This window comes from Limnobacter sp. G6BE5S, from assembly GCF_058448965.1.
Genome location: NZ_JBZFLM010000004.1, coordinates 307,554 through 321,593 on the forward strand (window position 1 = coordinate 307,554; position 14,040 = coordinate 321,593).

General features: G+C 52.2%; 11 protein-coding genes. 9 read left to right on the plus strand and 2 right to left on the minus strand.

The features are described from left to right. Positions 1-3: 3 nt before the first annotated feature. Positions 4-1,122 carry a GTP 3',8-cyclase MoaA gene (moaA, locus tag ACVL1J_RS09415; protein ID WP_341236633.1) on the minus strand — a complete coding sequence of 373 codons (1,119 nt, stop codon included), beginning with the start codon at positions 1,120-1,122 and terminating at the stop codon, positions 4-6. A 78-nt stretch (positions 1,123-1,200) separates the two neighbouring features. Between moaA and ACVL1J_RS09420 the strand changes: the two genes are divergently transcribed. From ACVL1J_RS09420 to ACVL1J_RS09460, 9 genes are all read left to right on the plus strand, one after another. Continuing rightward, the gene (locus tag ACVL1J_RS09420; protein WP_491665312.1) at positions 1,201-1,710 is read left to right on the plus strand and encodes a DUF3305 domain-containing protein; all 510 of its coding nucleotides are present in this window, start codon (positions 1,201-1,203) and stop codon (positions 1,708-1,710) included. 4 nt (positions 1,711-1,714) lie between these two features. Continuing rightward, positions 1,715-2,389, plus strand: a complete 675-nt coding sequence (locus tag ACVL1J_RS09425) for a DUF3306 domain-containing protein (protein WP_491665313.1) — start codon at positions 1,715-1,717, stop codon at positions 2,387-2,389. Positions 2,390-2,571: 182 nt separating this feature from the next. Then, complete coding sequence (locus ACVL1J_RS09430; RefSeq protein WP_341236636.1) at positions 2,572-4,689, plus strand: 4Fe-4S binding protein; 2,118 nt, start codon at positions 2,572-2,574, stop codon at positions 4,687-4,689. Next, positions 4,686-5,312, plus strand: a complete 627-nt coding sequence (locus ACVL1J_RS09435; protein ID WP_341236637.1) for a TorD/DmsD family molecular chaperone — start codon at positions 4,686-4,688, stop codon at positions 5,310-5,312. The genes ACVL1J_RS09430 and ACVL1J_RS09435 overlap by 4 nt, the downstream gene beginning before the upstream one ends. A 14-nt stretch (positions 5,313-5,326) precedes the next feature. After that, positions 5,327-5,545, plus strand: coding sequence for a twin-arginine translocation signal domain-containing protein (locus ACVL1J_RS09440; protein WP_341236638.1), 219 nt, complete (start codon positions 5,327-5,329; stop codon positions 5,543-5,545). Positions 5,546-5,560: 15 nt separating this feature from the next. Beyond that, positions 5,561-8,500 (plus strand): formate dehydrogenase subunit alpha, encoded by a 2,940-nt coding sequence (locus tag ACVL1J_RS09445; RefSeq protein WP_341236639.1) that lies wholly within the window; start codon positions 5,561-5,563, stop codon positions 8,498-8,500. Positions 8,501-8,525: 25 nt separating this feature from the next. After that, entirely contained in the window at positions 8,526-9,128 is a 603-nt protein-coding gene (gene fdh3B, locus ACVL1J_RS09450; protein ID WP_159570467.1) for a formate dehydrogenase FDH3 subunit beta, read from the plus strand. A 2-nt stretch (positions 9,129-9,130) separates the two neighbouring features. Further along, the gene (locus ACVL1J_RS09455) at positions 9,131-9,394 is read left to right on the plus strand and encodes a hypothetical protein (RefSeq protein WP_159570464.1); all 264 of its coding nucleotides are present in this window, start codon (positions 9,131-9,133) and stop codon (positions 9,392-9,394) included. Positions 9,395-9,406: 12 nt separating this feature from the next. Next, positions 9,407-10,483 carry a formate dehydrogenase subunit gamma gene (locus ACVL1J_RS09460; protein WP_159570461.1) on the plus strand — a complete coding sequence of 359 codons (1,077 nt, stop codon included), beginning with the start codon at positions 9,407-9,409 and terminating at the stop codon, positions 10,481-10,483. Positions 10,484-10,634: 151 nt separating this feature from the next. On the opposite strand, the gene ACVL1J_RS09465 is transcribed toward ACVL1J_RS09460, so the two are convergent. Beyond that, the gene (locus ACVL1J_RS09465) at positions 10,635-13,646 is read right to left on the minus strand and encodes an Rne/Rng family ribonuclease (protein WP_491665314.1); all 3,012 of its coding nucleotides are present in this window, start codon (positions 13,644-13,646) and stop codon (positions 10,635-10,637) included. Positions 13,647-14,040: the final 394 nt, after the last annotated feature.

Sequence of the window (14,040 nt, forward strand, 5' to 3'; positions counted from 1 at the left end):
TCCTCAGCCGCCGATGTAAGACATTTCGATTCTGTCTTTTGGCTGCGTGGTGTTTTCAGTTCGAATTTCGCTGTAGCGATCGGCCCGCACAGCCCACAGGTTTCTGATTGCATGATTCAGTTGTTCGCCAATTGCTTCAGGCAATGCGTTTGAACGAATCAGCGGTTTTAAATCATGTCCCTTGCTTGCAAACAGGCAGGTGTAAAGTTTGCCCTCGGTCGACAGGCGAATGCGTGTGCAATCTTTGCAGAAGGCCTGGGTTACCGACGAAATAACGCCAATTTCCCCGTTTCCATCGCTGTACTTCCAGCGTTCTGCAACTTCGCCGGTGTAATTCGCATCCAGCATTTGCAATGGGGATACCTGCTGGGAAATCATGTTCACGATGCGTGCTGAAGGCACCACCTCGTCCATTTTCCAGCCATTGCTGCTGCCTACATCCATGTACTCAATAAAGCGCAGAATGTGCGGTGTGCCCTTGAAGTGTTTGGCCATTGGTAGGACCTGGTCATCGTTCATGCCGCCTTTCACAACCATGTTTACTTTGATCGGCCCCAGGCCAGCCTCGTAAGCAGCCTCAATACCATCCAGTACCTCATTGACCGAAAAGTCGACATCATTCATTGCTTTGAACACGGCATCATCGATCGCATCCAGGCTAACAGTGACGCGGTTCAGTCCAGCCTCTTTCAATATTCTGGACTTTTTTCGAAGCAGGGTGCCATTGGTTGTCAGCGTAATTTCAACAGGCTTGCCGTTGGGTGTTTGCAAGCGGGCCAGCTTCTCGATCAGTATTTCGATGTTTTTGCGCAGCAACGGTTCACCGCCAGTCAGGCGGATTTTTTCTACACCCAAGGCCACGAATTGACGGGCCACCTGTTCGATTTCCTCGAAGCTGAGCAAGTCTTTATGCGGTAAAAACTGGTAATCCTTGTCGAAGATCGACTTTGGCATGCAGTACACGCAACGGAAATTACAGCGGTCAGTGACAGAAATGCGCAAGTCATGAAGCCTGCGATTGAAATGATCTTTTGCGGGTACTTCACTGCTTGCGGGCGCGCTGAAATTCAATGGAATTACGCGCGAATTGTCCTGGACCAGTTGAATAACTCGGTCTGTCATCGTTCAATCCCTCGCCCCATGGGGCAAACTCCTATTGTGATACTTGTGGTGTATCTTCTAATCTAATAACCATGAATTGTGCCCGTACTGGCGGGCACCGGCAACTCGCAGAGGTGTTTTTTGAGTGCAAATTTTTTGGTGCTGGGTGAACTGGCGATCAAAGTAAAAATCGGAAAAGTAATGCAACAGTCGCCCTGGCAGCCTTTTCGCTGGCAGGTTCTTGACATGTGTCCGGCGGAAGTACCCTTGGAACAAGGTGATGAAGAACTGGTGCAAACCCTTAAAGTTGAGGTGTACCAAGACCAATTGCAAGGCTATTTTTTAAACCTTGATACTGAAGTGCCCTATGTTTTCTTTTGCGTACGTTATCCCGAAGACAACAAGACCTTGAGACCATCGGTTTTTGAAGCAACGTTAAGTTATGACGAAGCCGCGCGCTGGATGGACTCGAATGAGGAAGTCCAAACGCTTCCATTGCCCGGCCCCGTGGCAAGTTGGCTTGCTGAGTTGGTGCAGGCGAGGTATCAACCCGAGCCCAAGCAGCGCCGGCGCCCACAGTCTTTTGTGAAACCTGGGGAGCGTAGTTAAAGCGATGAGTGATAATTTTCTAAGCAGGTGGTCAAAGCGAAAACTGGAGGCCAAAGAGCAGGAAAAACAACTTGAAAACCTCTCGGAGCCAATCCAAGGCGGCAGTGAGCTGAGCATTAAACAGCCCCCTGCTGAGTTGAATCGCGATTCCAGTGGCGATTCTGCGGTGGCGGTCTCGAAAGAGCCCCAAGTCGATATTCCTTTGCCCACCGAAGCCGATTTAACAAAAGTGGAGCAGGGCGGTGATATCAAGGCGTTTATGGTGGACAAAGTATCCGCAGAGTTGAAAAACAAGGCCTTCAAAGCTCTGTTTTCCCGCCCGGAATTCAATGTCATGGACGGTTTGGATATTTACATTGATGACTACAGCAAGTTCACTCCGTTGAGTCAGGAGGACATTGGCAAGATGACGTTGTCAAAGCAATTGTTGAGTCGCCCAGACCTTGAGTTACCGAAAATAGGTGACATAAAAGAGGGTTTGAATGCCTTGCCTGGGTCGGTTGATGAGTTGCCGGAAGTTCCAGCGCCTGTGCTAGACAAACCGGAAAACGAAGCACAGACCGGTGAAGAAAATACACAAACCGAGGGCGACCCGAGGGTAATCCCTAATGAATCGCAAGCCATTGATTCACAAGAACAGTTAACAGAACGATCGTTCGAAAATCTTCCAAAAAAATGATCTTCATTTGGTACATTTTGTCGTATCGATTGTCCATGTCGATACAGACAAAATGCACCACATGCCTTCCTTGTATACAAGCCCCTTCTCCTAGTCCAATGATTTTAAATAAGAAAAATTACGGGGTGGGTGTGGCACAAGTTTTGCAATTAATTGCCAAATAACCAAAATAGAAGTTTTAGATGACCAACTCGGATGTGTTTGTGTGTGGTTGCCAGGGAAGCGGCGAGACAGTTGACAAGGCGTTGAAAAACGTCAGCGTCGACGGAGTACGGTTTTTGTCCGCTCAGCGTGCTTGTCGCGATGGTATTTCCAAGATTCTTGATTCAAAAAACCGGTCCAGCGGTGCGCGTTGTTTCGTAGGGTGTACTCAGGAACAGGCGGTGTTCGAATCTGTTTCAGACACATCTTCAAACACCCAAACAATTGAATTCGTAAATTTGCGCGGATTGCTGAGAGGTCAGCCCGGCCCGCAGTCCTCTCCCGAGGCAGCCGCAGCCGTTGCGGCACTCGCCGCCTACGAAACTGAATTTCAGGTAGAACCCGTCCCGGCCGTGCTGTTCAAATCGCAAGGCCGCATTGCTGTTGTTTCGCAAACCGACAAGCAGCTTCACCATGCCCAAACGCTGGCCAACAACCTCACCGTTGATTTGTTGGTTGTTGATGCCTCTGGCGTTGTGTTGCCAGCCAAGCGTGATTTGAATGTGCTGGCATTGGCTGTTGATTCAGCCGAGGGTTACTTGGGTTCGTTCACCTTGAATACCCGAAAAACAAACCCTGTGGACATGGAAATGTGCACACGCTGCGGCGCTTGTGTTGATGCATGCCCAACAAAGTCGATCTCCAAAGACTCCTTTGCGATTGACCTCGGCAGTTGCGATCAAAGCGGTGCATGTATCAAGGCGTGTGGCGAGTTCAAAGCCATTTCTTTTTCCGACATGAATTTGGTTTCAGCGCGCGAATACGACATGGTCATTGACTGCACCATGCCGGGCTTGTTTGCTGATCGCCAAGCGCCTTTGGGTTATTGGCATGTGGGCGACAGCGAGCAACTCATGCTCGAAGCCATGCTGGACGCAGTTCAAACTGTGGGTGAATTCGAGAAGCCCAAGTTTTTTGATTACAAGTCGGGCATTTGCGCGCACAGCCGTTCGAACAAAGAGGGCTGCAGCAACTGTATCGACGCCTGCAGTACCAAGGCAATTCGATCTGCCGGTGAAAAAATTGAGGTAAATCCGCATCTTTGTCTAGGTTGTGGTGCCTGTACTACAGTGTGCCCAACCGGCGCAATTCAATTTGCATTGAGCCCCGCAACTGCGCAGGGGCGCGCGATTAAAACGGCTGTGAAAGCGTTTCGTGCAAATGGTGGAAAAAAGTTGGAATTGGTGTTTCACGGCCCAGACTTTGAACACAACTGGCTTGAGTCAGCCAAAAAAATGGCGGCAATCAATGCCGGCAAGTCCGCTTCCTCAGATTTTAGTTTGTTGCCCATCGAATTGAATCACAGTGCAAGTGCGGGCCCAGACTTGTGGTTGTCGGCCCTGGCTTTTGGTGTAGACAGAATTACGATTGTGCAATCTGCGCTGGAAGGGGCCCATTATGGTGAGCCGCTTGGCGCACAAGTAGGTTGGGTAAATACGCTGCTCGAAGCCATGGGTTTGCAGCGCCGTGTCCGCCTTCTTGCTGTTGGGCAAACCGAGCAGTTGTTCCAGCCGTCGAATTTGGTCGCTTCCGGTGTGCAAGCTGCCAGCTTCGAGCTGTCTTCCAACAAGCGAACCCGCATGGAGTTCGCTGTGGATCATCTGGCAGAGCACGCTCAAAAGCATGCTCAGCTCGATTTTGAAGAACCAATAGCATTGCCCGCTTCCGCACCCTTTGGTGCCGTGTTGGTTAACAAAGACAAATGCACGCTTTGCATGAGCTGCACCAGCGCTTGTCCAGCTTCAGCACTGATCGACAATCCCGAATTGCCTCAGCTCCGCTTCATTGAGCGGAACTGTGTTCAGTGTGGATTGTGTGTTGAAACTTGTCCCGAAAATGCAATGGAATTGGTGCCACAGCTGTTGCTTGGCCCGGCAGCTCGCGAAAAGCGTGTGTTGAACGAATCGCAGCCATTCCACTGCATCAGCTGTGGAAAAGCGTTTGGCACCAAGCACATGATCGAGAACATGTTTGCAAAACTGAGTGCGCACAGCATGTTTGAACGAAATGCAAACCGGCTGAAAATGTGCGCCGATTGCCGCGTAACTGACATGTATAGCGCCAAAGATGAAATGACCATATTTGAGGTGAAAAAATGACCACCCAGGTTCAACAGGATGACAACCTGATCGCCGGCGAAGACTGGGCTCGCGCCGATTTTTATGGCCTGTTGTCCCAATTGTTTTCCGGCAAGGTAAACGATGAGTTTCTGGCCCGTTTCCGTGAAATTGATCGCGGCACGCTCGACATTACAACACCGTTGGGCTTCGAGTTTTCCGAGCTCATTCGCGTGGTGGAGCAATTCGACAGCAAGAAAATCAATCAGGAATTTGTCGACAACTTCATTGGCGTGGGTCGCCCCGAAGTGATGTTGTATGGCTCGTATTACATGGCTGGTTTTTTGAACGAAAAGCCCTTGATTGCCTTGCGCGATGACCTGGCAAAGTTTGGACTGACCCGCGACGAAGCTTTGGTGGAAACCGAAGACCACATCGCTTTTCTGTGCGAAGTGATGCGTTATTTGATTTTGGCGGACGAGCCACCTGTGTCGTTTGCAGAGCAGCGTGCGTTCTTCCAGGCCCACATGGCGAGCTGGTATGGCCGCATGGCCGACGACATAGAGGCAGCCAGCAATACCGATTTTTACAAAACTGTGGGTCGTTTGGCTCGCGTGTTCTTTGATGTTGAAACACAGTCTTTCGATTTTGAAAGTGCCGTTTGATTGGAGGTGATGAGATGACCAAGAAAATGATAAGTCAAGACAAACCCAAGCTTGCACGACGCCAGTTCCTGGTGGGTGCCGGTGTGGGTGTCGCTGCTGCCGGTGCTGCACTGGTGGTAAGTAAACAACCTGAAGTGGCCGAACAAGTCGCTGCCGCAGGCACAGAAAAGAAATCGAAGGGTTACCAGCTCTCTGAGCATGTGAAAACCTATTACAGAACCTTGCTGGTGTAACTCAAGGAGACCAGGATGTTAAAGAGAAGAGACGACAAGACAGTGGCCAAAGTGATCCCAAATCACAACCACAGCCTGCTCAATAAAATTGGGTCGCGCTTGGGTGCCACAATGGACCGCCGCGCTTTCCTGAAGCGCTCCGGAATTGGCGTGGGTGCGGGTGCCGTTGCGGGCAGCCTGCCGTTTGGTATGGTCAAACGCGCTGAAGCGGCTGCTGAAGGCAGCACAGCTGGCGGCGCAATTGAAATCAAACGCACAATTTGTACGCACTGCTCAGTGGGTTGCGCCACCGATGCGGTAGTGCAGAATGGCGTGTGGATCCGCCAAAATCCGGTGTTCGACAGCCCCATTAACCTGGGTGCGCACTGTGCCAAGGGTGCGGCGCTTCGTGAGCACGGCCACGGTGAGTACCGTTTGAAATACCCCATGAAATTGGTGGACGGCAAGTACCAGAAAATTTCCTGGGACGAAGCGCTCGACGGTATCGCCAAGAAAATGCTGGCACTGCGTGAAGAAAACGGTCCTGATTCCGTATTCATCATCGGCTCTTCAAAGCACAACAACGAACAGTCTTACTTGCTGCGCAAGTGGGTATCGATGTGGGGCAGCAACAACTGTGATCACCAGGCGCGTATTTGCCACTCCACCACGGTGGCTGGCGTTGCGAACACTTGGGGTTATGGTGCAATGACCAACTCCTACAACGACATGCAGAACACCAAGTGCGCCTTGTACATCGGCTCCAATGCAGCTGAAGCGCACCCCGTGTCTGTGTTGCACATGCTGCATGCCAAGGAAACAGGCGCGAAAATGATCGTGGTTGACCCACGTTTCACACGCACTGCTGCGCGCGCAGACGAATACGTGCGTATTCGCTCTGGCTCAGACATTCCTTTCCTGTTTGGCTTGTTGCACCACATCTTCAAAAACGGCTGGGAAGACAAGAAGTACATCAACGACCGTGTCTACGGCATGGACCAGATCAAGGCTGAAGTGTTGGCCAACTGGACTCCTGATAAAGTTGAAGAAGCCTGTGGTGTGGGCGAAGCGCAAATGTACAAAGTGGCTGAGATGTTTGCCAAGAACCGCCCCAGTACTATTGTGTGGTGTATGGGTCAAACCCAGCACACCATTGGTAACGCCATGGTTCGCGCATCTTGTATTTTGCAACTTGCTTTGGGCAACATTGGTGTGTCTGGTGGCGGTGCCAACATTTTCCGTGGACACGACAACGTACAAGGCGCGACCGACGTAGGTCCAAACCCAGATTCACTGCCAGGCTACTACGGCGTTGCCGAAGGCTCCTGGAAACACTGGTGCCGCGTATGGGGTGTGGATTACGAATACATCAAGAGCCGCTATGCAGAGGGCATGACCACCAAAGCCGGTATGACCGTGTCGCGTTGGGTAGACGGTGTACTTGAAAACCCCGAGTTGATTGATCAGAAATCCGGCAACCTTCGCGGCCTGTTCTTCTGGGGGCATGCACCGAACTCACAAACCCGTGGTTTGGACATGAAGAAAGCCATGGACAAGCTCGACTTGCTCGTGGTTGTTGATCCTTATCCTTCAGCAACCGCCTCCATGGCAGCGATGCCCGGCGACCCTGCTGGCCTGAACCCCAACCGCGAAGTGTACTTGCTGCCTGCAGCCACACAATTCGAGTGTGCCGGTTCCTGCACAGCCTCCAACCGTTCACTGCAGTGGCGCGAGAAGGTGATCGAGCCCATGTTCGATAGCCGCACTGACCACATGATCATGCAGCAATTGGCAGAGAAGCTTGGGTTCGCAGACGAGTTCAGCCGCAGCTTCACACTGGTAAAGGGCAAGGGCGGCATGATGGAGCCAGAAATGGAATCCGTCTTGAAAGAGATCAACAGAGGCACATGGACCATCGGCTACACCGGTCAAAGTCCAGAGCGTTTGAAGCTGCACATGAAAAACATGCACACCTTCAACGTTCGCACATTGAAAGCCGAAGGTGGCCCATGTGATGGTGATTACTTCGGTTTGCCTTGGCCTTGCTACGGCACAGCCGACATCAAACACCCCGGTTCACCCAACCTGTACTCGACAGAAAAATCGGTCATGGACGGTGGCGGTAACTTCCGCGCCAACTTCGGTGTTGAAAAAGACGGTGTCAACCTGTTGGCCGAGGCTGGATCACACCCAGTGGGTGCTGAAATTACAACCGGTCACCCCGAGTTTACAGCCGACCTACTCAAGCAGTTGGGTTGGTGGGACGACCTTACCGAGGCAGAAAAAACCGAAGCCGAAGGCAAAAACTGGAAAACCGACCTGTCCGGCGGTATTCAGCGCGTGGCCATGAAGCACGGTTGCCATCCATTCGGTAACGCCAAGGCCCGTGCTGTGGTGTGGAACTTCCCGGATCCAGTGCCCAAGCACCGCGAGCCGCTGTACTCCACCAGACCCGATTTGGTTGCCAAGTACCCAACACACGACGACAAGGCAGCCTTCTGGCGCTTGCCGACCCTGTACAAGTCTGTTCAGGAAAAGAATGCCGACATTGGCAAGTCTTTCCCCTTGATCATGACTTCAGGTCGTTTGGTGGAATACGAAGGTGGTGGTGAAGAAACTCGTTCCAACCCATGGCTGGCTGAACTTCAACAAAACATGTTTGTTGAAATCAACCCCAAGGCAGCGAACGACCGTGGCATCAAACACGGCGATCAGGTTCGCGTGACTACACCAACCGGTGCGAAGATCCAGGTGCAAGCCTTGGTTACACGCCGTGTAGGCGCAGACACTGTGTTTCTGCCATTCCACTTCTCTGGACACTGGGAAGGCAAAGACCTTCTGCAGTACTACCCGGAAGGTGCGGCACCCGTTGTACGTGGAGAGGCGGTAAACACTGCGACAACCTACGGTTACGACGTGGTTACCATGATGCAGGAAACAAAGACCACCGTTTGCCAGATCGAAAAGCTGGTTTAAGCACTAATGCAAAGGAGATAACAAAATGGCACGAATGAAGTTTCTGTGTGATGCCGAGCGTTGCATTGAGTGCAATGGCTGCGTCACCGCATGTAAAAACGAACACGAGGTGGCTTGGGGTATCAACCGCCGCCGCGTGGTTACCATCAACGACGGCGAACCCGGAGAGCGTTCAATCTCCGTAGCCTGTATGCACTGTTCAGACGCGCCTTGTCAGGCCGTATGCCCAGTGAACTGCTTCTACAAGACCGATGAAGGTGTTGTGTTGCACGACAAGGACCTGTGTATTGGTTGCGGTTATTGCTTCTACGCCTGTCCATTCGGTGCACCACAATTCCCTCAGGAAGGTGCATTTGGTCAGCGTGGCAAGATGGACAAGTGCACATTCTGTGCAGGCGGTCCTGAAGAAGACGCTTCCGAAGCCGAGTTCGAGAAGTATGGTCGCAATCGCTTGGCCGAAGGCAAGCTGCCACTGTGCGCCGAAATGTGTTCAACCAAAGCCTTGTTGGCTGGTGACGGTGACGTAGTCTCCGACATCTTCCGCAATCGTGTGGTTGTTCGCGGCAAAGGCGCTGAAGTGTGGGGCTGGAGTTCTGCTTATGGCCAACCTGCCAAGGAGGGCGCGTAATTATGGCGCTTCGTAGCAAGTTGATCCTTTCCGGGGCCTTTGCGGGCCTGGTTTTGGCCACTGGTTGCTCACCCCTGGAAGATGCCAACGAAGGCAAGGGGTATGCAGGCAAGGCCGACACACCGGCTTATGTGACTGGCGGCGGTGAATTCACCGCCGGTGGTTTCAAAGCGGGTGACAAGGAAAGCTGGGCAGACAACCTGAACGTCCGAGCCAAAGCACAGAACGAATACGTTCGTACTGGCGATTCGGCAAAGGCCAAATAAGGAGAGTCAATCATGACACATTCAACCATTCGGGCTGCTGCAAAGCCAGGCATGAGCAAGGCGATGTTGGCCTTGTTCACCGCGCTGGTTTTCGCGGTGTGCTCACTGTGGTCAATGGGGGCCATGGCGCAAGATGCATCTGAACGCGCGCAAGCGCAAGTCCAGAAGCAGCAAACGCAGCCCCTGAACAACTCACCGGTTTGGTCCGACGTGGCGTCGGGTGATTCATTCACCACAGTCACCAAAGGCCGTGAAACCGGTGTGTTGATCAACAAAAGCGGTGAAACATGGCGCCAAATGCGCAATGACTGGATTTCCTACTATGGCGGCTGGGCCGTTGCAGTGGTTTTTCTGTTGATTGTTGGTGCTCACTTGGTCAAAGGTCCTGTAAAGCTGCCTGAGCCACGTACCGGTAAGTTGATTGAGCGTTTTACTTCGGCAGAACGTGTGGCCCACTGGACCATGGCATTCAGTTTCGTTGCCTTGGCGCTTACGGGCTTGTTGTTAATGTTTGGCAAGTATGTGTTGGCACCGTGGATGGGCTTAACGCTCAATTCATGGCTCGCCTCCATGAGCATTGTGATTCACAACTTTGTGGGTCCATTGTTTGCGGTCAGCATCATTGTGTTTTTCATCATGTACGTGAAAGACAATTTGCCAGAGAAAAACGACATTGAATGGCTCAAGAAGGGTGGTGGTTTGTTCGGTCATGCACCGGCAGGCCGCTTCAACATGGGCGAGAAGATCTGGTTCTGGGGTGGTGTCACGGTGCTTGGCCTCGTGGTGTCTGCAACTGGCCTTATTCTCGACTTCCCGAACTTTGACCAGGAACGTCTGTTGATGCAACAGTCTCATGTGATTCACGCCAGCGCTGCGCTGTTGTTCATCATCATGTCGATGGGGCATATTTATGTCGGTTCTATCGGTATGGAAGGTGCGCTTGAGGCCATGCGCGACGGCTATGTGGATGAAACATGGGCCAAGGCTCATCATGATGCCTGGTACGACGACATCAAGTCTGGCAAAATATCGCCAGTGCGCTCCAAAGAAGGTGCAACAGCCATGGGTTCTCAGGTGATGGCCCAGTAAAGGGAAATCAGTTCGATACGGTATGGCAAAAACCCACTCAGCAATGAGTGGGTTTTTTTATGGTTACCGGCATTGTGTATCAATAAAAAAACCCGATGGACTCTCATCCATCGGGTTTTTTACTCGGGTCATGGCTGACCTGAGAACTGCTTTAGTTTGAACCACTTCTGAATTCAGGTTTTGTTTCAACCAAAACCAGATTCTCGGAGGCAATCTGAACAACCGGCTTTCGCTCGCGTGGTGCTCGAACCGGCTTTGGTGTGGCTGCCAGATTCGACTGTACAAGCGACCATTTTTCATGGTCCGTTTCAACCCACAACATACCGGCGCTGCTCAACATTTGTTCCAGCTCAACCTTGTTCAGCTTTGCTGTTGGCTTTGCTGTCGGCTTTACCGTTGGTTCAACAACTGGTTTGGTTTCCAGCTCTGCCACAGGTTCTGCCACAGGTTCTGCCACAGGTTCTGCCACAGGTTCTGCCACGGGTTCTGCCACGGGTTCTGCCACGGGTTGAATGTTCGACACAGCTGCAGTATCCGCTGGGCTTTCAACAGGAGCTTGTACTGTCTCGGCCTTGGCCACAGTCTCTTGTTCCGTTGTCTCAGGCTTTGCTTCTTCCGCCGGTTGGGCTACTGCGGCGATCACTGATTGAACAGCTTGTACGTCTGCACCCAAAGCATTGGACTCATCGGGATTGTTTTCAGTAGAACCCATTTGTGTTGGTTCTGCAGGCAAACCCATTTCAGAAACATTCACGCCTGTTGCTGCAACCTGCTCAGTAGATTCTTCAGCGGTTTCTTCAGGGGTTTCTGAAGATTGCTCAGTGCCTGCGTTGTCACGGGCTGCCCCATCACGGTTGCCACCACGACCACGGCGGCGACGACGACGGCGTGGCTCATCGCCACCCACTTCCTCATCACTCCCATAAGACATGGTTTCGGCAATCTTGTTGGCCAACTCCTCGTCATCCGCTGCATCAGCGGCCTGGAAGGCGTCTTCTGATTGCATTGCCGCTTGATCCACGGCCACGCCAGTTTCACCTTCACCAGCGCCACGTCCACCACGTCCACGACGACGGCGGCGGCGTCCACCTGTGCGCTCGTTTTGTTCAGCGGATGATTCTGAAGCATCACCAGCAACAGCTTCCACCGCTGCCAAAGGCTTCACTTCAAGTACCTCTGCACCTGCCGTGCGTTCATCGCGCGGTTTGCCACGGCCACCACGGTTCTGTTGGCCAGAGCGTGTTTGCTGCGCATCAGCGGCTTTCACTTCGTCGCCAGTTGCTGTGCCTGTAGCCTCATCGTCACGACCACGGCCACCACGTCGGCGATTTCTTCCACCGCGACCATTGCGCTGATCATTTCGATCACCTTGAGACCGATTTTGTCCACGGCCACCACGATCATTGCTCTTCTGCTCGATGACCACTGCAGGTGCTTCAGCTGTGGTGTCACGTTTAAACCAAGCAATAATTCGTTGAATCAAGGAAGGCCCCGCAGGTGCAGCAACTGCAACAGCCCGTTCAGCTTTGGGCTTACGTTCCTGATGGGGAGGTGCGGGCTGGGTAGGAATTACTCCCTTGATCACCGCTTCCTGACGTTTAACCGCTTCGCCTTCAACTTTCTTCTCATAGTAGTTTGGCTCTTCCTTGGAAGTTGCCAATTCAAAACTCTGACGCGGATCTTCAAGACGCTCGTCATCATGGCGCAAGCGTGTTATTTCGTAATGCGGTGTTTCCAAATGTTTGTTTGGAATCAAGAGCACATTTACCTTCAAACGCGCTTCCAGCTTGTAGATTTCAGAGCGTTTTTCGTTCAGGAGGAATGTTGCCACGTCCACGGGAACCTGTACGTGCACACTGGCCGTACCTTCCTTCATAGCTTCCTCTTGCAGAATGCGCAATACATGCAGTGCTGTACTTTCTGTATCGCGAATCACGCCAGTGCCGTTACAACGCGGGCAAGTGGTGTGGGAACCTTCGTTCAGGGCAGGGCGAATGCGCTGGCGGCTCAATTCCATCAGGCCAAAACGGCTGATTTTGCCCATTTGCACGCGTGCACGGTCAAAATGCAGGCTGTCTTTAACCCTGTTTTCAACTTCTTTCTGGTTGCCGGTTTTTTCCATGTCGATAAAATCGATCACGATCAAGCCACCCAGATCGCGCAGGCGCAGCTGGCGAGCCACTTCTTCAGCAGCCTCCAGGTTGGTGCGCAAGGCGGTGTCTTCAATGTCAGTGCCGCGAGTCGAGCGGGCTGAGTTCACATCGATCGACACCAAAGCTTCGGTGTGGTCAATGACAATCGCGCCGCCAGAGGGCAGGGGAACCATGCGGCTGTAGGCCGTTTCAATCTGGTGTTCAATCTGGAACCGGCTGAACAGCGGAATGTCGTCGCGGTAGCGTTTCACCAAATTCATCATGTCAGGCATGACATGCTGCATGAATTGCTTGGCCTGGTCGTAGATTTCATCGGTATCGATGAGCACTTCGCCAATATCGGGGCTGAAGTAATCGCGAATGGCGCGAATCACCAAGCTGCTTTCCTGGTAAATCAGGAATGCGCCATTGGCTGATTTACCCGCGCCGTCGATTGCTGTCCACAGTTGCAACAGGTAGTTAAGGTCCCACTGCAACTCCTCAACCGAGCGACCAATACCCGCAGTACGCGCAATGATGCTCATGCCTTTGGGGTATTCAAGCTTGTCGAGTGCCTCGCGTAATTCCTGGCGCTCTTCACCCTCGATACGGCGTGAAACACCACCACCACGCGGATTGTTGGGCATTAACACCAAATAGCGGCCAGCCAGAGAAATAAAGGTGGTCAGGGCTGCGCCCTTGTTGCCACGTTCTTCCTTCTCGACCTGAACGAACAGTTCCTGGCCTTCTTTGACGACGTCTTGGATCCGGGCTTTGCCAGCTTCAACGCCTTCTTTGAAATACTGTCGGGAAATTTCCTTGAATGGCAGAAAACCGTGACGATCTTCGCCGTAATTGACAAAACAGGCTTCAAGACTGGGTTCTACGCGGGTAATGATGCCTTTGTAGATATTGCTCTTCCGTTGTTCACGGCCGGCTGTTTCAATGTCAATGTCGATAAGTTTTTGGCCGTCGACAATTGCGACCCGCAACTCTTCTGAATGAGTTGCGTTAAATAACATGCGCTTCATGCACACTCCAATGGCACCGCAGTGCGAAAAGAGATGCTGAAAAAGCGGAAGGAACAAAGAGATTCAAAAACGAATACAACAAAGCGCCGCTCGGCTTTAACCAAGAGCGGCGATTATACTAAGGCATTGATATTTAATAATAAATATTGGTTCAAATTTCACCTGCGTAAGGTGGGCCCGCGTCGTTTTTGTTAGTACCCAGCGCTTCTTGTGTGCGCTGGTGCGTAAAATTCTTTGTTTCCAGCTTAAGGCGGGCATTCAGCCGCGCGCCTCTTTTTCAGCCATCATTGCCACCATCCAGGGTAGGCGGCACACCCACTAAATAAAATCACGGTGGGGCGTATCCAGAACTGAATTCGGACGCTTCCCAAGCGATAATCCGATTATATGCTGA